The following is a 19,342-nucleotide window of genomic DNA, read 5'->3' as shown; positions in this document are numbered from 1 at the left end:
CCACCACTCGTCCTACTCGTGCGATGGGGCAGAGGTGTTGTCCGGGAGCACCGCCCGGCATTCCGCACGCGATCTTCCCAACTACGATATGTGTGGATCGGCGCAACGAGTGACCGCTCAGTCAGCGTCGAAAGCTCACGGCGCCGATTGGCGTCGGGATCACACGCCGATAGAGGCCCGGCGCAGAAGGGGTATGGACTTTTATGGTCGAGAAGCATGTTCACGATAATGGATCGTTTTATCTTCCTTGGCGGCTATCATAATGAAAGCCTGCGTTGTGCGGCCAATAAGGATCGCTCAGACGACGATCTCGTCAATTGCTGGGCAAATGGGGGCGAGCAGACCTAGGATAGCTACGGCATCAATGATCCGAGCGCATTCCTGACGACCATCTTGCCTGATTCAAGCGCTTCCAATGACGTTCAGCGACCACAGATCAGATGCTGAACAAGATTGCATAGTATTTGCAAGGGCTGCTAACCATCACTGCCCCGTGGCATAGTCGATCTTCGTGGAATCGATCTCCGAGCTATACCGCCTTCAATTCTAGCAGCGACTGCGGAGAAGTTGTCGCCGATAGCCGACTTCCTCCCGATCGCCGCCGCCACGACACCCGCTCGCGGGATCACCTAAGACGACCGGATTGCGGCGGAGATCCGGGTTGCTTGCGATCTCGCCACCGATGATGCGCTCAATTCACGTGATTTATCTGGAATTGTAACGGCATATTTCTCCTATCGAATCTGTCGCTAGTTCCGCCGAAGCGTCCGGGCTGCTATGCAGTTGCTGTGAGAGCAAACAGGAGAGAGATTTGGTAGGCATAAGGTCCGTTCGCGGCATGAGCATCGCCGTGGGATTGTTTATGACGACTGCAACGTTTGCTTCGGCACAATCCATTTCAACGGGCGACACTGCCCGTGGCGCCCGGTCAACAAAGGACTTCTCCTCCACAAGCGGAGCCGACATCTGGGACGCCAACCACGATGGCATCTACACCTGCGATGAGTGGAAGAGCTATCTCCATCGGTTATTTACCCTGGCCGACCGCAACCGCGACGGGCATCTCGATTCATCCGAGTTCACAATAATCCGTCGGACTGGGACCAACTTCACCGACGCTGATTTCGGCTACTTTGATGAAAACCAAGATGGCAAGATCACCCGTAGCGAGTTTGTTGACAAGCCGAGTGAGTTTATTTTGCGGTTCGACAAGAACGGTGACTGCCGCGTCACACAGGATGAAATGAAAGCCGCCAGCACTGATCAGAAGCCGTCGAATGGCCGGAGCAAGAAATTCTAACGGCGGAACACCTGTATGCGATATTCAGAAAAAAACAAGGTGATGGAGAACAGCCCTTGTGGCTGACCCGTCGTCTCAGGTTGCTGAAGTCGCGCTCTTTGAACTGGCACTCAGCTTGTTGCGCTTGATGGCCAATCCCGCTTCGCTCTTTCGTATCACAGTTGCCGAGGCGCCACGCGCGCCGAAGCTTCGAGCGATAGGCTAGGCCCAACGACGGGCACGACCTTCAAACGAGGGGCGAAGTATGTGCGCGCCGCGGCTGATCGGAGCGAGTTGGGTAGCCAAGACCGCTGCGTACCGGTGGGTTCTTCCTTGGCGTAGTCGTGACCGAACATCATCTGCGTTGCCTGATAACGCGATCGCCTCATTTTTTGAGACGAGGATGCGCGCGCATGAGAGGCCGCCTTGACGATGCTTCTTTCGCGTTATCATCGCGAGCGGCGGTGATGGCTCAGCCGTTGTCGCAGCGCTGCATTTGAACGCTTCTGCCAAACGAGCTGTCGCATCAATGAAGGATTGCCGCACGGGACAAGTGTGGCACTCACACGAAATGAGAATTTAGTTCCGGGATGCAGCGTTGATCGAATGATCGGGAGTCTTTGCCGACGCTGTCGAGCGCGGCGTCGGATGTCCGGTACGGACAAAACGCGATTTTTGCCTCGAGGTCGTTGCTTACGTGTACCGAACCGATATTCAAGGCGTACAACTCGGCTTGACGTGTGCGTGATTGGTTTTAGCCGCCGGGCATCCTCGCACGTTTTTGTCGTAGCAACACAGTGAAACGTTGCGGAAACAAGTGGAAAGAGGGTTTGATCACACGCGCGTATTCTCGGAGGAGACTTACCGTGGTCCTCAAATGACGGTGATGATGCCGTGATCTGATGGGGAGTTGACGGTGCAGGAGTCGCCTTCTTATTGCCTTGCCGGCATGTTGCCTCATCTTGCGAGGACTGCTCAGAACTATTTCGAAACCGGAATCAGTCGCCGGTTCTCCGAGTTGGGAGGCAAAGAATCCGTATGGCCGCGGCATCGCCTAACATTCTAGTCGTCGAAGATGACCGCGAGACGCGGACGCTGATTACGAAATATCTACGTACGAATGCCTGCAACGTAAGGACGGCAAATGACGGGCGCGAAATGGTGCGGGTGATGGCCGATTACCGTGTCGACCTTCTCATCCTCGACGTGATGCTGCCGGGTGAGGACGGCCTCAGCCTTTGCCGCAAGGTTCGCGCGGAGTCGCAAATGCCGATCATCATGCTCACCGCGCGCGGCGAGGACGTCGATCGGATTCTCGGGTTGGAAATGGGCGCTGACGACTACCTTGCTAAGCCGTTCAATCCGCGCGAATTGCTGGCCCGGATCAACGCGGTGCTTCGGCGCCTGGCGGTCGTCCAGACGTCCAGCGCCACCAATACCAATAACGCGACCGCCGTCACTTTTCTGGGGTGGCGGATCAATTTCAGACTGCGGGAGCTGCGCAATCCGGCCGGTGCGCGGGTCGCGATGACCAGCGCCGAATTCGATCTGCTGCGCACCTTCTGCGAGCGGCCCGGCCGCGTGTTGTCGCGCGACAGCCTGCTCGATCTCACCCAGGGCCGCAACCACGGCTCATTCGAGCGCAGCATCGATGTGCTGATCAGCCGTATCCGGCGCAAAATCGAGCCCGATCCACAGGAGGCCACTGTGATCAAGACGGTACGCTCCTGCGGCTATATGTTCACACCGACGGTGGATACGGTCATGCCCCCGGAGAACCACGGGTCATGAAGCTACCCGGTTTTCTCAATCCGAAGAATATCGGCGGACAGATCGCCGCGCTGGTGGTCGCTTCGATAATGGCCATCCATCTGATCCTTGCCGCAACCTTTCTTGTCTATCGCCCGGATCAGGCACCGATCGAACGCGGAAACAGTCAGCTTGCCGCGGTGGCCCAGCTTCTCGGCGCAGCGCCTGCGACCGGACGGCCACGGCTGTTCGCCGACATCGCGCGCGCATTTCCGCAACTGGACATCGCAGGTCTGCTGCCAGGTCCAGGTCCTGTGGCGGACGAGCCTGATGGTCTCAGCCTGCGAAGTCTGCATCGCCGTCTTGGCAGCAACTATCGGATCTTTTCGCTCCCGACTGGGAAAGGCATCCAGAAGGTCGGTATCGTTTTGCCGGACGGCGCAACGATTTCGGCAAAGCTCACCGCAGACGAACGGCCGCGTCCGTTTTGGATTGGACCCTGGGTCCTGACATTGCTGTTCGCCGCCATTAGCGTCACTTTGCTTGGGCTGTGGACGGCTCGCGCGTTGACGGCGCCGCTGTCGTCGTTCGCCAGGGCGGCCGAAAGCTTCAGCCTGAACGGCGCCCCTGCGCCGCTGCCCGAACGCGGCCCCGAAGAAATTCGTTTGGTTGCAAAGGCGCTCAACCGCATGCGGGAACGAATTACCACCCTGATTGACGACCGCACCAAGATGCTGGCCGCCATCAGCCACGACCTGAGGACTCCGATCACCCGAATGCGCCTCCGCTCCGAATTTATCGAAGACGATGGGCATCGCAGCAGCATGCTGGGCGATCTCGATCAAATGCGATCGATGCTGGAGTCGGTGCTTTCCTTCCTGCGCAACGACCGTAGACCCGAATCCATGACGCTGGTCGACATCGCCAGCACGCTGCAGCTTGTCGCCTATCAGTTCGCCGATATGGGACACAAAGTGGCTTACGACGGGCCGCAAGACGCGATGGCCACGCTGCGGCCGGACGATCTGCATCGCAGCATTACGAATCTTGTCGAAAACGCGGTCAGGTTCGGCGCCGAGACCACGATTCGCCTCACGATGTCGCCAGATAGCGTGACGATCGACATTGAGGACGATGGTCCCGGCATTTCCGATGCGCGCAAGGACGCCATGCTCGAACCGTTCGTGCGCGGCGACGAAGCCCGGAACATGGATGAGGCTGCAGGCTTCGGTCTCGGACTTTCGATCGCGCGTGCCATCGTGCTGGCGCACGACGGCGAGCTGTCGCTCAATGACCGGCAGCCTCATGGACTGGGTGTTCGCATTAAACTGCCGATACATCAACAGATTCGGGCAGCGGCTGCCTGAGCACGCAAAGTGCTATTTGCTTGCGCGAGGCCTTCAAAAGATGAGTGGGCTCAATACAGCGGGATCACCCGGGGATACCCGCCCGTGTCCGACGGCGGATCGAGGGGCTGTCGGTCGAGCGTCCGATTCCTGTTCTCGCGCCCGAAAGAATATGCCGGCGGAAAGGCGTAGTCGGTGAATTTGCGATCTCCCGGAAGGACCTCAGTGCCAGCATCCAGCCATGTGCGGTTGGTTATGTAGATTCGGGTATGTGGCCCCGATTGATAGGATACGTTGGGGGCAGCAGAACCGCAATAATGGATACTGCCGCGGTCATGGTGCCCCAGCTTCTGCATCGCAGGGACCTGGGCTGAATCGACACAGATCAAGGCAACCGCCGTGAGCAAGGTGGTGAGCTTTGTCGCGGCTTTGGATTTCAGTTTCATCGCACTTTCCCGACCGGAGCGTACTGACATCCCGCTACGAGCGGTGTCTGCCATGAGCATGGTTGATCAACCGATCAGAAGTAAAGGACGTGAGTATTGCAAGGCATTGCTCGAATGTGCGGGCCGGCAACATCAACGCAACTCGACTGAACGGATTGGAAAGCACCGCCAGCAAACTAGCGAGGGCTGTTTGATCATCATCGAGCAACATTTTAGAACGATCGGAAATGTTTCGGCGTTCTTTTGGCCATATCGGCATCCTACCCAGCACTCGCAAGGACGAGGGTGGGTGACGCATGTATGTTGGAATGCGGGTGCGGGCAGGCTTGTTGGCCGCTCTGATCATGTTCGCCATGCCGGTATCGTCGCCAGCCGTCGCCGAGTCCGTGCCTTCGATCGAGGTCGAAGGCAACCGGCGGGTCGAAGCCGAGACTGTCCGATCGTATTTCAGACCGGACTCCGGAGGTCGCCTGGATCAGGGCGCCATCGACGACGGCCTCAAGGCGTTGATCGAGACCGGCCTGTTCCAGGACGTCAGGATCAACCGCGGTGCCGGTGGCCAGATCGTCGTCTCCGTGGTGGAAAACCCGGTAATCGGCCGCATTGCCTTCGAGGGCAACAAGAAGATCAAGGACGAGCAGCTCAGCGGTGAAGTCCAGTCCAAGGCGCGCGGCACCTTCTCCCGCGCCATGGTGCAGTCCGACACACTGCGAATCGCCGAAATCTATCGCCGCTCCGGCCGCTACGACGTTCGCGTCACGCCTGAGATCATCGAGCAGCCCAACAACCGCGTCGACCTCATCTTCACGGTCGAGGAGGGCGCCAAGACCGGCGTCAAGTCGATCGAGTTCGTCGGCAACAACGCGTACTCGTCGTACCGCCTGCGCGACGTCATCAAGACGCACGAATCCAACCTGCTGAGCTTCCTCGCCAGCAGCGACATCTACGATCCCGATCGGGTCGAGGCCGACCGCGACCTGATCCGCCGCTTCTATCTCAAGAACGGTTTCGCCGACGTCCAGGTCGTCGCCGCGCTCACCGAATACGATCCGGAGAAGAAGGGTTTCAACGTTACCTTCAAGATCGAGGAGGGCTCGCAATACCGGGTCGGCTCGATCGACTTCCGCTCCAGCATTCCCGACTTCGATCCCGCCTCGATGCGCAACTATTCGCGCGTCAATGTCGGCTCGCTCTACAACGTCGAATCGGTCGAGAAGTCGGTCGAGGAGATGCAGATCGAGGCCTCGCGTCGCGGTTACGCCTTCGCCGTGGTCCGTCCCGGCGGTGACCGCAATTTCGAGGCGCACACCGTGTCGGTCGTGTTCAACATCGACGAGGGTCCGCGCACCTATATCGAGCGCATTAACCTTCGCGGCAACACCCGCACGCGCGACTACGTGATCCGTCGCGAGTTCGACGTCTCTGAGGGGGACGCCTACAACCGCGCGCTGGTCGACCGTGCCGAGCGGCGCCTGAAGAACCTCGACTATTTCAAGAGCGTGAAGATCACGACGGAGCCCGGCTCCTCCAGCGACCGCGTCATCCTGATCGTCGACATGGAAGAGAAATCGACCGGCGACTTCTCGATCTCGGGCGGCTACTCCACGACCGACGGTGCGCTTGCCGAGGTCTCGGTCTCCGAGCGCAATTTGCTTGGCCGCGGCCTGTTCGCCAAGGCGGCGGTCACCTATGGCCAGTATGCGCGCGGTGCCTCGCTGTCATTTGTCGAACCCTATTTGCTGGACTACCGGGTCGCGCTTGGCCTTGACGTATCCTATCGGGCGCAGCTTGCGAACGATTACGTCTCGTATAGCACCACCACGCTGGGCTTCAGTCCGCGACTTGGCTTTGCCCTGCGCGAAGATCTTTCCCTGCAATTTCGATATTCGCTTTTTCAGCAATCCATCACGCTGCCCTCCATACTAAACAACTGCAATAACCTCGCGGGGCCGGCATTTTTCCCGACGCCAACTTACATCAGTACGGTTCTGGGTGGCGTCGACCCGACCGGTAATGCCCAGGCCGGCCTGCTTCCGGGCTGTTTGTCCGACGGTGAGTCGTCATTGCCAGTCCGCCAGGCATTGGCAAACGGCGCGACATGGACGTCGTCGCTGGGCTATTCGCTGAACTACAACACCCTCGACAACAACAAAAATCCGACCGACGGGCTGCTGATCGACTTCAAACAGGATTTTGCAGGTGTCGGAGGCGACGTGAGCTACTTGAAATCCGCCATAGATGCGAAATACTACACGCCGCTGGTTGCCGATATCGTTGGCCTGATCCATGCGCAGGGCGGCATGCTCAACAGCATGGGCAGTCAGCTTAGAATGCTCGACCAATTCCAGATGGGGCCAAATCTTATTCGTGGCTTTGCGCCAAACGGAATCGGCCCGCGCGATCTTACCTTTTACCCGTATACCGGCTCTGGCGACTCGTTGGGGGGCACCAAATACTGGGGCGTATCGGCGGAACTCCAGATGCCGTTCTGGTTTCTGCCGAAGGAGGTCGGCCTCAAGGGCGCCGTTTACGCCGATGCCGGGTCACTCTGGGACTATCAGGGTCCGACGTCCTGGACCGCAACCGGGGAAGTGAATTCACCGACCTGTCCAACCTGCGCCATGCAATATGACGACAGCAACATCATCCGGACCTCGGTAGGTGTGGGCTTGATTTGGCAGTCTCCCTTTGGGCCGCTTCGCTTCGACTACGCGGTCCCGCTCAGCAAAGGGAAATACGACATCGTGCAACAATTCAGGTTCGGTGGCGGGACGTCCTTTTGACGTTCAAGTTCGAAACACATTTCTTCAAGCGGTCATGGCGCGGTGCGAGTGAGTTTATTTTTGCAGAATGACAATAACGGTGATTGCCTGCGTCACGCAGAATAAAACGAAAGGCGCAAGCACTCATCTATATCCGTGGAATGGCGGAAGTCGGCGTCACATCCTACCGGAGCTGCCGATGTATCGAAAGCCAAGTTTTACGATCTCGAGATCATGTGCCGCGAGCGCGCTGCCGCTGGCAGGAATGAAATCGAGTACTGGCTGATGGAGGCCGAAGAATGGGGCGGTTTCGACGCGCTTGCAATGTGCAACGGGCGACGACGGCAGTTGCTACGTGGTCCAGCGGCGCGTGCACACCAAGGATGGCTGGCACCCCGTCAGGTGTCGGTTGATGGACTGTCGTAGATCGATGTTGATTGCGATCGGGCATCTGACAGATTGAGCATCCGGCCGCAAGATGACCTCGGCGCGAGAGCACGCTGAGGTCATCTGTCCTGGTTGCAGCTCTTGCCGCGAACCGATCTGGATCTGCTTGAATGGGTGCCGCCACCACCCAATCCCTTGCGCCGCTACCGCTGTCCGTTCTTTCGCCAGCACCCGGTTCTCCGCGCTTGCGGAGACCCGAGCCGTCGTGCCATGAAACTGCACGGGCGGCTTCTACCATGCGGGGGTAACCAACCGTGGAGAGTCCGATGACCATGACCAACCAACGCTGAAACGTTCTTAAGTCCGTAAGTGCTGCTGAGCATCGACGGTTGTGCTTGCCGGAACACCGACGCTTGCCCCCAGGCAACCTGCAGGGCGCAGCTAAAGCGATGCCTTATCCGATGCCCCTTCGATCCGAAAACCACCACCGGCATCTCAGAAAAGGGGCTCGTTAGCCAAAAACTATTTTGATGGGCTTGGTGGTGGCGCAAGGGCCAGTGAACCTCTTGCTGACGCCATCGCGCGTGATGTCGGCAGTATGGAGCGCTGGCGTTTCCGAGTTCGCAGCGATGGGCAAGGAAGGCGGTACCGCCTCGTGCGGTGTGACCTCAACAGCGTGGATGCGCTCTATCACCGCAGCCCCGTCCCACCCTCAACCCTCTCGGCTGATGATCTCGGGTTCAAGGATGATGCTGATCGTGCTCCCCATCCCGCCATTCCGCACGAACAGCCCGCCATCATCATCAACGCGCTCGATCTCCTATCGAGCCTTCAACAAGCCCAGTGAGGCCCGCCGCGGGCAGCGCAGTTTGGGCCGCCGAGATCAAGAAATCGCTCCACGGGTCCCGAGCTGACCCGACTGGCTGCGATCAAGAAGGAATTACCATGAGCGAGCCTGATGGCTTTCTGTCCCGCTGGGAGAGCAAGGGCTTTCCGCCGCTGCAGTGCCCGATAAGTTGATTGTGGTTGATTGGCATTGATGGGCTCGTCGAAAATGACCATCTTACGCGCAGGCGGTTTGTTCTAGCCACCACTGCATCGGGCGCTCGTAGCCGGTAAGCCGAAAGCGGGCGGGCTGCCGAGAGACAGGTGGCTAGAGGATTGCAGTCTGTACCATCAGCGTGATCAACCTTGTTCGCCGGGACCAGTGCGTCTAGCAAGCTCACTATCGTTGCGGATCCTCATCGACCGCTTCCAACAGTGGAACGGCGAGTGCTCTCGTCTGCGGGAACAGCCCTTCCATTTAAATGCGTAGCCTAGGCGTGGTCAGCGCCGCCGGAGCGGTCGCGGCTGACGATGGCGCTCGGGTTCGGTCCCGACCTCCTCTTTTCGCGCCTTGCCGCCTCTGCAGGAGACTTCAGGGGGCATTCGCCCTCGCTCGTTCACGCGCCTCGCGCCGCCGTTCGCGGCGTTCCCGCCGTCGCTTGGCTCGGTCAACGGGCTGTCGCAGCGGAGCAACCTGCGTCGCGGCGACTATCACAGCCGTAGCCTTTATCGAGCAAAGATGTCTGGATCGGTTCAGCCGCGGCGGCGCGAGCTTCCATGAACTCGAGCGCCGCTCGTCCGTTCGCCGTGATCTGCCCTCCGCCGCTGATGCGCTCGACGAGCCCGTGGGAAAAGATGTCGAGATCGGAGAGCCGGGCCGCAAGACGCCTGGTCCGGTCCGCTCAATCGCGGCCACTGGTCGCCAGAATCGCCATATCCCGCTTGAGATCTTCCATGACGGCGAAGCCATCCGGATAGCTCACGAGGATCTTGAGGACCGTCACCTGGAAGTTCACGACGCCTCCGGATCAATCATTGTTATTCGGCCTGCAAAATTTGTAAGCCGATTGGCACCCCGGGGCTACACCAGAAATCTCTGGCGTGCAGTAAGACCTGGTTCTACGGGGCTTTCTCGAAACTGTTTATTATGGCGGAGAGGGAGGGATTCTCTGCCTTGCTCCCAAGGAGCTCGAAAACTGAAGTAAAATCAGCGTTTCCGGACAACCGCGGTGGGTTGTGTGTACCGACAGTCTGTACCGGACGCAGGGGCACAGCTCAAGCGGATTCGAGCCGGTGGCAAACGATTTCCGAACATCATGACGCAAAACTTACCGCTCACTCGGATTGGCTTGGTCGCACGCGCGCCAGCGCGCCTTCGCAATCGCGCCCCCGCGCGGCCTTGGTATCGCAGCGGGCCCGGTGCCGGCCGAGGCGGGTGCAGCGAACTCAGCACGATGGGCCCATCGCTGGGCGAGCGCCGCGCAGACCATCAATTGAATCTGATGGAAGACCATCAGCGGGAGGATCACTGCACCCGCCCCGTGGGAAGCAAAAATAACTTTGGCCATGGTAACGCCCTGGGAGAGGCTCTTCTTCGAGCCGCAGAAGATAATGGCCACTCGATCGGCACGATCGAAGCTCAGCCATCTGCCGAGAAGTCCGGTCGTGATCAGGGCGGCGCCAAGAAGGATGCCATCGGCGACGACCAGCCCCGCGAGCGCAGCTGGCGGAACCTGATGCCACAAGCCCTCACTAACGGCCGCGCTGAAGGCGGAATAGACAATGAGCAAGATTGATCCCTGGTCGACCGCGCCGACAATGCCGTCATGACGTCCGATCCATCCGCCGATGAAACGCTGGAGCAGTTGTCCGCAGACAAACGGCACGAACAACTGCAAGGTGATCTGTGCGATAGCGTCCCAGCCCGAGGCAGCTCCGCCGTGATTTGAGAGTACGACACCTGCCACGAGCGGCGTCACGAAGATGCCGATGATGCTTGAGGCCGAGGCACTGCAAATCGCGGCGGGAACGTTACCTTTCGCGATGGCGGTGAACGCGATCGAGGACTGCACCGTGGAGGGGAGGCTGCAGAGGAACAGGATGCCGGCGTAAAGCGCCGGCGTCACAAGCGGAGACAGGATCGGCCTGAAGGCCAGGCCGAACAGCGGAAACAGCACGAATGTCGTCAGCAGCACCAGGGCATGCAGCCGCCAGTGACCTGCCGCAGCGAGCACCGCTTCGCGCGACAGCTTCGCCCCATGCAGGAAGAACAGCAAGGCAATGGCGAGGTTAGTGAGGTGATCCATCACCAGCGCAGCCGTGCCGCGGCATGGCAGCTCGCTTGCCGCGACGACGGCCGCGATCAGCGCAAAGGTGAAATTCTCAGGCAGGAACTTGGGTCGAGACATGCTGATGATTTGTGCGACGGACCGGCTTTGAACTAGCGCGATCCGAAGTCAGCGCGCTTTTCGGGGCGGCGGAAACATGCCCCAGTGAGAACAACTGATCCATTTGTCATGGTTTGTCGCGAACGCAGATGCCGGTGTGGTGGGGATCATGATCGTCTCCTCAATTGTAGGAACGATCTAGAAGTAGGGAGCGGCCAACCCGTCACCACTAAAACTCCATTTAGGCGCGTTTACCGGTTGGCCAGCTGTCGCGAGAGCGGCACTACCTTGGCGCGCGAGGGTACGATTTCCATGTCTGGATCGGGCCCGGCCTGAACCAGACCATCATGGCGCAGCGAGACCTCCGAAAACGGCGATGCGGCCGCCCGCTCGAGCAGTGCGCGCAATTTCGGGTGAAGACCTTCGCCGCGCGTTGCCGCAAGGGCACTGAATTGATGAAAAGAGCACATTACCAAAACTCCTGAGCTTCCTTCAGCACGGCGTTATAAGCGACGACCGCTTCTTGGCGAGCGCTGGTGATCATTCGCGGACCGTACAACGTGGTATGGGAACCACGCGCAACGCTGCCGGTAGAGTGGAAGGATGAGTCCGCACTCGGATTTCGATTGAATACGCATTCATTCGCTGGCGCGCGACTGAACTCGCGGCAGGGTTCAGCTCACGACTGTGATACTACCACACGGCAGGCGAGCCGCCGCCTCTCGGCCAGACCATCGCTCAATGCCGACCCTGCGGGCATCAACGGTCGCGCCTGCCCTCGCAACGAGCTCGGGACGTGCCGGCAGTTCTCGCTATCGCCGAACAGCGGGGTTGGTACTGCGCCAAGTAGGAACTGCGTTTGTCACGCCCACGGAAGGCCAAGTGTACGACCCCACCGTGGGTGCGGTGAGCGTTCCAACAGACGTTCCAGGCGTCCCATAGGTCCCGGAGGGCGGTGTCGACAGTCCGGGCGTCCCATAGGCCGCAGATTGCATTGTCGAGACATCTTGTCTCAAATACGTGTAGCTCTTCCCGTCCGCGGCAAGGGGCGCGACCGCGAGCCCCACTGTTACGAAGGCGGCAGTCTTGAAGTTGGTGGTCGTCATGATAGGTCCTCTCTCGTGAGAGATAGGGGACAACGCGCGTTCTACACGGCTCGACGTCCTGAATTCTCGTTCAATGAGGGTAATCGCATGGGGCGCGGTCCGCCACGCATGAGGCCGCCAATTCAGAGCGCCTGCGGGCCTGATTCGTAATTGCCTTCAGCGAGTTCGGCGGCGCCGGGCCCACAAGACTATAGCCGATGCAGTCGTCGCCTAGGCAAACCCGGTGGCGCCGCCGTTTGACTGTACTGTCTTTGGTGCATTCTGGTCGGCGCTGCTCATCGGCCGCATCAGCACGACGACCCGGCTGCCGTGGTCGTCGTCATACATGAACATTGCGGCTGCTCCGTGCTCAGTCGCGACCAGGCGCCCACCGATCTGACCGCGTTCGTCGACTAGTGGCTCTGCACAGTCATTATGACAGGTTGCGTCCGGCGATCAGATTAGCTCCGGCAGGAGTTTCGGATCAACGAGGACCTCGATGCTGCGAGGAGTTCTTGGCTGCCTCCTGATATGGCCGGCTCGTTCCAGCGTCAGCACCATCTGATGAACCGAAGGCGGGCTGACGCGGAAATATTGCTGCATGTCGGTTTCAGCCGGAGGCGTGCGATGAAGCCGCGTGTAGAGGTGGACAAAGGTCAAATATTGCCCCTGCGTGGGCGTGAAGGGTTTTGCCGAAGGATGTGTTTCGGCATGGAATAAAGACCCCGTTTTCGGGGTGATCGGCATCCAATCGGTTTGGATGCCGCCAGGGGGTCCCAGTCGAACGCCGGCATTTGCGGGAGCAGCGGATGTTAGGTCGGCAGGAGAGCGATCAGGGCCAGTTCTTTTACTCCTTTGATCTCGACAAGGTGGTGCCGGTTGATCACCTGGTACGGCAAATCGACGGTTTTCTGGACCTGAGTTGGGTGCACAACGAGCTCGCTCCATTCTACTCCCACACTGGCCGGCCTTCGATTGATCCGGTGCTCATGATCCGGATGCTGGTCTTGGGCTACGTATTTGCACTTCGTTCCGAGCGTCGGCTCTGCGCCGAGGTGCAGGTCAATCTGGCTTATAGATGGTTTTGCAAGCTCGGCATCGAGGATCATATCCCTGATCACTCGGTGTTTTGCCGGGCGCGGCGCGAACGCTTCCGTGAGAGCGATGCCTTACGCCGGGTTTTTGAACGTGTAGTGGCGCTGTGTATTTCGGCGGGGCTGGTCGGAGGCGAAGCGTTCTCAGTCGATGCGAGCCTAATCAAGGCCGATGTGAACAAGACCAAAGCCGTCGGTGAACCGGCCGTAAACCGGAGCGAGGAGATCGCGGGCCCCATTTCCCTTGAGTTTTGGCCGCGCAAGATTCCTATCGCGGCGCTTATGTGTCGCTTCGCGGAGACAAAGAAGGCAAGCAACGGCTGGCCCATCAAGACGCAATTAGTGCATAAACCCATCCGTCAGCGTCTGCATGAAGAGAACGAGCGCGTCCTCCTCTGCGTCCGACAGAGCCAGACGACCAACTTTGCTCGTGTTCATATTGGCGGTCGACTCCGGCGCTGGCCAGCAGGTCGTGCCTTCGCCCGGATCATGGGACTGGCAGCGCGGCAGCACATCGCGCGTGTTGTAGAAATGCACGATCTGCTTCAGGCTGGTAAAATATCCATTATGCCCGTAGGCCTTCACGAAGGCCGGATCAGGCCGCTTGTCCACGTTGCGCAGCGTCGGCACCCGCATTCGCGCCTGGTTGTCGGATCCCAGCTTGAGCCATCGCGCATCGACCGCCGAGGGCTGGCTGAGCAGATGTCCGTTGCTGAGAAAAGTACCGACGCCCCCATCGACGAAGGACGATCCCAGCGGATTGGCGACATAGCCCCACGCGTCGGGCCGATCTTGGCCATAGTATGGAAGCCTCGGGTTGGCGGGAGTGCCGATATTGCTGGCGGTGAAATCGGTAAAAAGCGGATCCTCGCCAGGTCCGCCGTCGCGGTGACATTCATTACATCGCGCCTTGCCGCGGAACAGATCGTAGCCCTGCTGCTCCTGCGGCGTAAATTGCGTCTTCTTGGCGAGCACCGCGTCGAATTTCGAAGTGAACGACGTCACTTCGGCCGAGGCTTCATAGCCGGCAATCGACTGCGCCAGCTGATCGAAGGTCGCGCCGACGCGGCCGCGATCGATTGGGCTCAGATGGACCGGCAACGGGTCGGCGGCGGCCGGCGGTCCGGGCCTGTTGCAGAGCTGCTCGACGTCGCCCGGCCAAGCGACCGCAAAACTCTGCGGTCCCCACACGCTCTCGAACAGGGCGCGATAGGGCCGCTGGGAGACGCGATAGACCGCGCAGGCGATGTCGGGCAGCCCCATCTCCACGGGATTGGTCGGCGGACCTTGCGCCTGCTCGGCGGCCGGATTGCCGAGCCGGCGTCCCGTCGCGCGCATGTCCCAGAAATTGCCGCCGACGAGGTCGCCCTGCCCGGGATTGTAATGCAGCACGGGCGACAGCGGCGCGTAGGCGTGCGATTGTGGCTTGCGGTCGCTGAAACGCGTGCGCACCGACCCCGGGTAAGCGCCCGTGGTTCGGTTCAACTCCGACACCGGACCCGTAAAGCCGGTCTCGGGCATGTGGCAAAAGGCGCAAGCCTCGTTGCGGTTTACCGACAAATCCTTGTCATACAGCATCAGCTTGCCGAGCAACTCGATCTGCTGGATCTCATTGTCCGGCGGCGCCGCAAGCCGCTCGATTGTTTCCGCTTCGATGCGGTCAATCTCGGCCTCGACCTTCGCAATTTCCTGCAACACCTGAGGCGAAAGACTTGAGTTTCTCTCCTCCGCGCCCGCGCCCATAGTGACTGCTAGAGTCGCTGCCGCGATCGACAAAATTGTGCAGCGTATCTCCATTTCGGATATTCCTCAAGCCGGCGCCGAATGGCCTGTGCGCCGGCATTTTAGGAGTTTGCAACACTACGTGCCAATAGGCGACACGCACATCGCCACGGGGCAGCTGCGTAACGGCCGTCACACTCAGGCTGCTGCTCGAACAAAGCGCGCAGCCCGGATCTCCTCAAGGAGGTCATCGACGCCCGCCAGCGCAAAGCGCAGCGTGGCTTCGTCGACAAGGCGCCCGTCGCGGACCTTCTCATGCACGCTCCCGATCACGATCTGGGGCCGAAGCACAGGGCGTACCGGGATCGATGCGAGTGTCTCGTTCATCTGCTGCTGTGCACGCACGCCACCAGTGAAGGCGGGCGAGGCCGTCATCGTCAGTACCGGCTTGCCCCTCAGCACCGAACGTCCATAAGGCCGGGAGGCCCAGTCGAGCGCGTTCTTCAGGACGCCGGACATGCCGTGATTGTACTCGGGCGAGACCATGACCACGCCATCCGTTGTCTCGATGGCCGAACGCAGGGCGCGCACCGATTCCGGCGCGTGCTCGCCATCTTCATCCTCGTTGTAGAGCGGCAGCCCGTGCAGGGAGAAAATGTCGAGCCGAGCCGTGGGCGCAAGCGCGTCCTGAAGACCGCGAAGCACCGCGGTGCCGTTGGAAGCCCGGCGCAGGCTGCCGGAGAGGCCGAGAAGTCGGAGTTGGGTCATCGCGCAGTTCCAGACGGCTGGAATTTTGTGCCACGACAAACATCATCCAACGCCGGTCAGCTCAAGTAAATTTGAGTTTAATGTTCGACTTATGAGCTCCGCGTTGGCCGTCGCGCGAATTCCGACGAATTGCCCAATTTGCGATTGCGCAATCTTAACGGATTTTGTGGCGCTCAGCTCTTGAGGTTTCGAAAGTGCCAAATAGCTTCCGAGGGGCGGGTGCAGCTGGAATTGGATTGAAATGCAATGGCGCAATAATAGCAGCCGGTATGGGGCATTGGCGCTTGCAGCACATTGGTTGACGGCCTTGCTCGTGCTTGCCTCCTGGCTTCTGGGAACCTACGGCGATTTGTTGCCGCGAGGTACGCCTAGTGAAGTTGGCCTCATAGTTCACATGTGCGTGGGTCTAACCGCGCTCACGATCTCGCTTTCGCGTCTGGCGTGGCGGCTAATCGACCAACAACCCATTCCTGAGCGGACGCATCTCGGAGTACGGGGGGAGCGGGTATCGACAATCGTTCATTGCGCGCTCTATGCCTTGCTTTTCGCGGTGCCCATTCTCGGAATTCTGACGCAATTTATGCGCGGGCACCCACTGCCGATCTTTGGATTGTTCGAAATTGCTTCCCCTTTATCGGCCGATCGAAGCCTTGCCCGATCCTTGAAGGACGCCCACGGATGGCTCGCAGACGGCATTCTGATTTTGGCAGCACTGCATGCGGGTGCTGCGATCCTACATCATTGGGTTCTTCGAGATAATACGCTGCGTCGTATGCTTCCTATTTCACGCTAAACCTCGGCTAACTGCGACTTGTGAGCCCAACAGGGACATTGGCCCTCTTCATGCGACGCAGTTACTGAACGAGCTTGAACCTTTCCCCCTCGCTAAACAAAGTTTTAGTGGTCAGCTGGGTCGGCTCTTTATTCGAGAAATGCTCGCATAACAAAGGAGGCAACCATGAAGTCGTCGGTAAACGCATCACGCTCTCCGTTCGCGGTCGATCACGATGAATGGATCAGCTATTCTCACTGGGGCTGCGACGAAAATCTTCGAACTCGCCCGAGGGGGCATGAGCTCAGGTTGTTTCCCGCGGAAAAGCGCACTGAGTTTTGCGGTCAGGCACTTTCTTCAGGAATACGGGGACAGCTGCGATAGCGGCTCTGACGGGAAGCTGACCGCAAAGCCCGATCGCAAACAGCCGAAAGTGATCTCGCCTTCCGATCCATCGTCGGCATGAACGGCGAAGGCCAACAAGCGTGTGCAGTTCGGTATAGGCTCAACTATCTTATCGCGTCGGAGCAACGCGGTGAGTCTTGTTGTTCTGCATGACGTACGACCGCAAGACAGCCAGCGCCTCGCCATCCGCCTCAGGCCGCCTTCTTGCGATTTTTTTCGAGCAATTCGTCGACCAGCGCCACGTTGGCGTCGATTACCGGATGGCTAAGGCCCTTTTGTCTGGCGATCAGCTGCACCAGCTTGTCGGCACGTTCGATATTGGGAGCGCCGTTGAACAAAGCGCGCGCGGCCGAGGCCGGACGCGACAGGCTTTGGGCGGCGGCGGCGTACTTCTCGAACGGCACCAATTCGTTTGGGTTGGCGCCGAGTTTGACGCAGAGGTCGAACACGAAATTGTAGACCGAGCGGCACTCTTCGATGTCGGTATGCACGGCTTCCTTCGCAGTGCGCACGCCGTCAGTGGTAACGCAGCGATAGTTCCCCGCCAAGAGCATCGACCATTTCGCAAGCGGCACGAAAATTGAATCGTGCACCTTGAGCTTCACGGGCAGTTCGATTTTGCCCTCCGGCGCGTCGAAACGCACTGCCTCGATCTCCGTTTCGATCTGGCGCAGGATCGAGGTGTATCTGTCGTCGTCGAACCTGGCGACCTTGAAGTTGGTCGGGAGCGTGACCTGCAGCACATTAACTTCTTCATTCGGCGGCCGGATTGCCTGCGGGTCGGGGCTGCACAGGGTCAACAAGCCTGGTTCGAAAGCGTCCCACACACTCGCATCCGTATAGGCCGGCTTCAGGGCATCGTAATCGAGACCGGTCATCCGCTTCACGTAAGGCAACGGGGGCATGTTCATGATCGACATGCAGGGCACTTTGGAAGTCGCAACCAAATGGAGCAATTCCCGCACGCCGGGCGAGCGGTACTGCGGCTCCTGCATGGCGAGCCCGATCAGGTCGTACTCCCCAGGGTTTACGCCAGCCGCGCCGCCGGCCGTGACCTTGCCAGGCAGATTGCGCGAGTTGAGTTCGACCGGGTCCTTGCGACCTCGCACCGGCAGCCGGACGCGAAACCCCTCGGCATTGATCAGGTCCGCCTCCGCCGGAAGGCAAACAAGATGGATCGAGTGGCCGCCAAACAACATTTTCGAAGCCAGCAGCGATCCGTAAGACGCGCCCATGATCAGGATTTTATAGGTTGCCATAACGTCCTCCCTGACTTGGCTCGGAGTGCCAGCTCAGGCAAGGCACTAAAGGAGCCTCACCCGGGCCCGCTCGGCCAAGATGAACTCAATTATGGCATACAAATTAAGAAGATTGCATCCATAATTGGTCGGACGGGGAGAATGGGGGCATTGCAACTGCGGCGCCGCTCTTTCGGCGTTCCTGGATCGTTTCCGGCGCGTCGCCTCAGGGCGTCGACGATGTGCTCGTGGGCGCGCCGGTGGCGGCAGCGCCCTCGCTGAGGTGTTCGACGGCAGCCGCCCGCTTTTGGCGCAGATGTCTGAACAGAATGTCGCTGAGTTCGTCGCCGGCTCGTCGGCGCAGGGCGTCCAGGATGGTCTCGTGCTCGCGCATAGCCTCGCCCCAGCGCTCACGCTTGCGGGCGAAGTTGGCGGAGTAACGGATCCGGCGAATCCGACCGGCAAAACTGCCGTAGGTCGCCAACAGCGTCGCATTGCGTGACGCCTCGACGATCTTCTGGTGGATTAGTTGGTTGACCCGAAAATAGCCGGGCATGTCGCGATGCAGGTAGTAACCGTACATTTCGTAATGCAGGCGTTCGATATCGGCGATCTCATGGTCCGTAATATTTTCGCAGGCGAGTCGGCCGGCGAGGGCTTCTAGTCCGCCCATCACGTCGAACAGTTCCCGCAGATCCTGCTCGCTCAGTTGGCGAACCCGCGCGCCGCGGTTCGGCAGCAAATCGACAAGGCCCTCCGAAGCCAGCACTTTTAGTGCTTCGCGCAGCGGCGTGCGGGAGATGCCGAACATTTCGCAGAGTTGGCGTTCCGGAATGCGTCCGCCGTCCGGGATGTTGCCTTCCACGATGTAGTCCCGGAGCCGGGCAAGCGTTTCGCCGTGAAGCGAAAGTTCGTCACGAGGCTGCTCTCTCCCAAGGCTAGTTACAGCCTGCGTCGAGGCCGGATCGATCGGAATCATGGTTTTCATGGCCAAAGCTTAATCCAAAATGGCACGGGCGTCGATGAACGCATTTTTTAATTTGCTGAATCAAAAATTGAATGCAATATTGATGGTCT

General features: G+C 59.5%; 14 protein-coding genes and 2 pseudogenes. 7 read left to right on the top strand and 9 right to left on the bottom strand.

Annotated features, from left to right (window positions below; all coding sequences use genetic code 11):
- The first annotated feature begins 838 nt into the window (after positions 1–838).
- The 3 genes from B5V03_RS29130 (at position 839) to B5V03_RS29120 (ending at position 4,395) form a co-directional block, all read left to right on the top strand.
- A complete protein-coding gene (locus B5V03_RS29130) occupies positions 839–1,300 on the top strand; it encodes an EF-hand domain-containing protein (RefSeq protein WP_129273841.1) in 462 nt (153 codons plus the stop codon).
- A gap of 1,017 nt (positions 1,301–2,317) precedes the next feature.
- Positions 2,318–3,070, top strand: coding sequence for a response regulator (locus B5V03_RS29125; protein ID WP_129273840.1), 753 nt, complete (start codon positions 2,318–2,320; stop codon positions 3,068–3,070).
- Positions 3,067–4,395, top strand: coding sequence for an ATP-binding protein (locus tag B5V03_RS29120; RefSeq protein ID WP_129273839.1), 1,329 nt, complete (start codon positions 3,067–3,069; stop codon positions 4,393–4,395). Before B5V03_RS29125 ends, B5V03_RS29120 begins: the two co-directional genes overlap by 4 nt.
- A 50-nt stretch (positions 4,396–4,445) precedes the next feature.
- Here the strand turns inward: B5V03_RS29120 and B5V03_RS29115 are convergent, their stop codons facing one another.
- Positions 4,446–4,820, bottom strand: a complete 375-nt coding sequence (locus tag B5V03_RS29115; protein ID WP_129273838.1) for a hypothetical protein — start codon at positions 4,818–4,820, stop codon at positions 4,446–4,448.
- Positions 4,821–5,116: 296 nt separating this feature from the next.
- Between B5V03_RS29115 and bamA the strand changes: the two genes are divergently transcribed.
- Together bamA and B5V03_RS41745 are read left to right on the top strand one after the other, a co-directional pair.
- Positions 5,117–7,603, top strand: a complete 2,487-nt coding sequence (gene bamA / locus B5V03_RS29110) for an outer membrane protein assembly factor BamA (RefSeq protein WP_129273837.1) — start codon at positions 5,117–5,119, stop codon at positions 7,601–7,603.
- Positions 7,604–8,645: 1,042 nt separating this feature from the next.
- Complete coding sequence (locus tag B5V03_RS41745) at positions 8,646–8,816, top strand: hypothetical protein (protein WP_164988361.1); 171 nt, start codon at positions 8,646–8,648, stop codon at positions 8,814–8,816.
- Between the two features lie 570 nt (positions 8,817–9,386).
- Here B5V03_RS41745 and B5V03_RS29100 read toward each other — a convergent pair.
- The 4 genes and pseudogenes from B5V03_RS29100 to B5V03_RS29085 all read right to left on the bottom strand — a co-directional run bounded on the left by B5V03_RS29100 (position 9,387) and on the right by B5V03_RS29085 (position 13,013).
- Positions 9,387–9,810: pseudogene (locus tag B5V03_RS29100) on the bottom strand (hypothetical protein).
- Positions 9,811–10,122: 312 nt separating this feature from the next.
- Positions 10,123–11,202, bottom strand: coding sequence for a bile acid:sodium symporter family protein (locus tag B5V03_RS29095; RefSeq protein ID WP_129273836.1), 1,080 nt, complete (start codon positions 11,200–11,202; stop codon positions 10,123–10,125).
- A gap of 1,295 nt (positions 11,203–12,497) precedes the next feature.
- On the bottom strand, positions 12,498–12,620 hold the full coding sequence (locus tag B5V03_RS42790; RefSeq protein ID WP_283811549.1) for a hypothetical protein: 123 nt from the start codon (positions 12,618–12,620) through the stop codon (positions 12,498–12,500).
- A gap of 102 nt (positions 12,621–12,722) precedes the next feature.
- Complete coding sequence (locus B5V03_RS29085; protein ID WP_206736199.1) at positions 12,723–13,013, bottom strand: LexA family protein; 291 nt, start codon at positions 13,011–13,013, stop codon at positions 12,723–12,725.
- A 62-nt stretch (positions 13,014–13,075) separates the two neighbouring features.
- Here B5V03_RS29085 and B5V03_RS29080 point away from each other — a divergent pair.
- Positions 13,076–13,552 (top strand): annotated as a pseudogene (locus tag B5V03_RS29080) (transposase); the annotation flags it as partial.
- Between the two features lie 147 nt (positions 13,553–13,699).
- Here the strand turns inward: B5V03_RS29080 and B5V03_RS29075 are convergent.
- Positions 13,700–15,058 carry a cytochrome-c peroxidase gene (locus B5V03_RS29075; protein WP_164988360.1) on the bottom strand — a complete coding sequence of 453 codons (1,359 nt, stop codon included), beginning with the start codon at positions 15,056–15,058 and terminating at the stop codon, positions 13,700–13,702.
- Between the two features lie 222 nt (positions 15,059–15,280).
- Entirely contained in the window at positions 15,281–15,850 is a 570-nt protein-coding gene (locus B5V03_RS29070; RefSeq protein WP_129273833.1) for an NADPH-dependent FMN reductase, read from the bottom strand.
- Between the two features lie 241 nt (positions 15,851–16,091).
- Here B5V03_RS29070 and B5V03_RS29065 point away from each other — a divergent pair, with 241 nt between their 5' ends.
- The gene (locus B5V03_RS29065) at positions 16,092–16,643 is read left to right on the top strand and encodes a cytochrome b (RefSeq protein WP_129273832.1); all 552 of its coding nucleotides are present in this window, start codon (positions 16,092–16,094) and stop codon (positions 16,641–16,643) included.
- A gap of 575 nt (positions 16,644–17,218) precedes the next feature.
- Here the strand turns inward: B5V03_RS29065 and B5V03_RS29060 are convergent.
- Both B5V03_RS29060 and B5V03_RS29055 read right to left on the bottom strand, forming a co-directional pair.
- Positions 17,219–18,286: a hypothetical protein gene (locus B5V03_RS29060; RefSeq protein WP_129273831.1), complete on the bottom strand. Its 1,068-nt coding sequence runs from the start codon at positions 18,284–18,286 to the stop codon at positions 17,219–17,221.
- 205 nt (positions 18,287–18,491) lie between these two features.
- Positions 18,492–19,253, bottom strand: a complete 762-nt coding sequence (locus B5V03_RS29055; RefSeq protein ID WP_129273830.1) for a GntR family transcriptional regulator — start codon at positions 19,251–19,253, stop codon at positions 18,492–18,494.
- Between the last annotated feature and the right edge of the window lie 89 nt (positions 19,254–19,342).

It is taken from the genome of Bradyrhizobium betae (genome assembly GCF_004123905.1).
Taxonomy (GTDB): domain Bacteria; phylum Pseudomonadota; class Alphaproteobacteria; order Rhizobiales; family Xanthobacteraceae; genus Bradyrhizobium; species Bradyrhizobium betae_A.
Note: the sequence above shows the minus strand (reverse complement) of the source record. Positions and strands in the feature narration are given on the sequence as shown.

What these genes read in the sequence shown, in the direction of transcription:
- B5V03_RS29125 (WP_129273840.1), top strand. Translation starts at nt 2,318, where the DNA reads ATGGCCGCGGCATCGCCTAACATTCTAGTCGTCGAAGATGACCGCGAG.
- B5V03_RS29055 (WP_129273830.1), bottom strand. Translation starts at nt 19,253, where the DNA reads ATGAAAACCATGATTCCGATCGATCCGGCCTCGACGCAGGCTGTAACT.
- B5V03_RS29130 (WP_129273841.1), top strand. Translation starts at nt 839, where the DNA reads ATGAGCATCGCCGTGGGATTGTTTATGACGACTGCAACGTTTGCTTCG.
- B5V03_RS29085 (WP_206736199.1), bottom strand. Translation starts at nt 13,013, where the DNA reads ATGCCGATCACCCCGAAAACGGGGTCTTTATTCCATGCCGAAACACAT.
- B5V03_RS29120 (WP_129273839.1), top strand. Translation starts at nt 3,067, where the DNA reads ATGAAGCTACCCGGTTTTCTCAATCCGAAGAATATCGGCGGACAGATC.
- B5V03_RS29060 (WP_129273831.1), bottom strand. Translation starts at nt 18,286, where the DNA reads ATGGCAACCTATAAAATCCTGATCATGGGCGCGTCTTACGGATCGCTG.
- B5V03_RS29070 (WP_129273833.1), bottom strand. Translation starts at nt 15,850, where the DNA reads ATGACCCAACTCCGACTTCTCGGCCTCTCCGGCAGCCTGCGCCGGGCT.
- B5V03_RS29065 (WP_129273832.1), top strand. Translation starts at nt 16,092, where the DNA reads ATGCAATGGCGCAATAATAGCAGCCGGTATGGGGCATTGGCGCTTGCA.
- B5V03_RS29095 (WP_129273836.1), bottom strand. Translation starts at nt 11,202, where the DNA reads ATGTCTCGACCCAAGTTCCTGCCTGAGAATTTCACCTTTGCGCTGATC.
- bamA (WP_129273837.1), top strand. Translation starts at nt 5,117, where the DNA reads ATGTATGTTGGAATGCGGGTGCGGGCAGGCTTGTTGGCCGCTCTGATC.
- B5V03_RS29115 (WP_129273838.1), bottom strand. Translation starts at nt 4,820, where the DNA reads ATGAAACTGAAATCCAAAGCCGCGACAAAGCTCACCACCTTGCTCACG.
- B5V03_RS42790 (WP_283811549.1), bottom strand. Translation starts at nt 12,620, where the DNA reads ATGTTCATGTATGACGACGACCACGGCAGCCGGGTCGTCGTGCTGATG.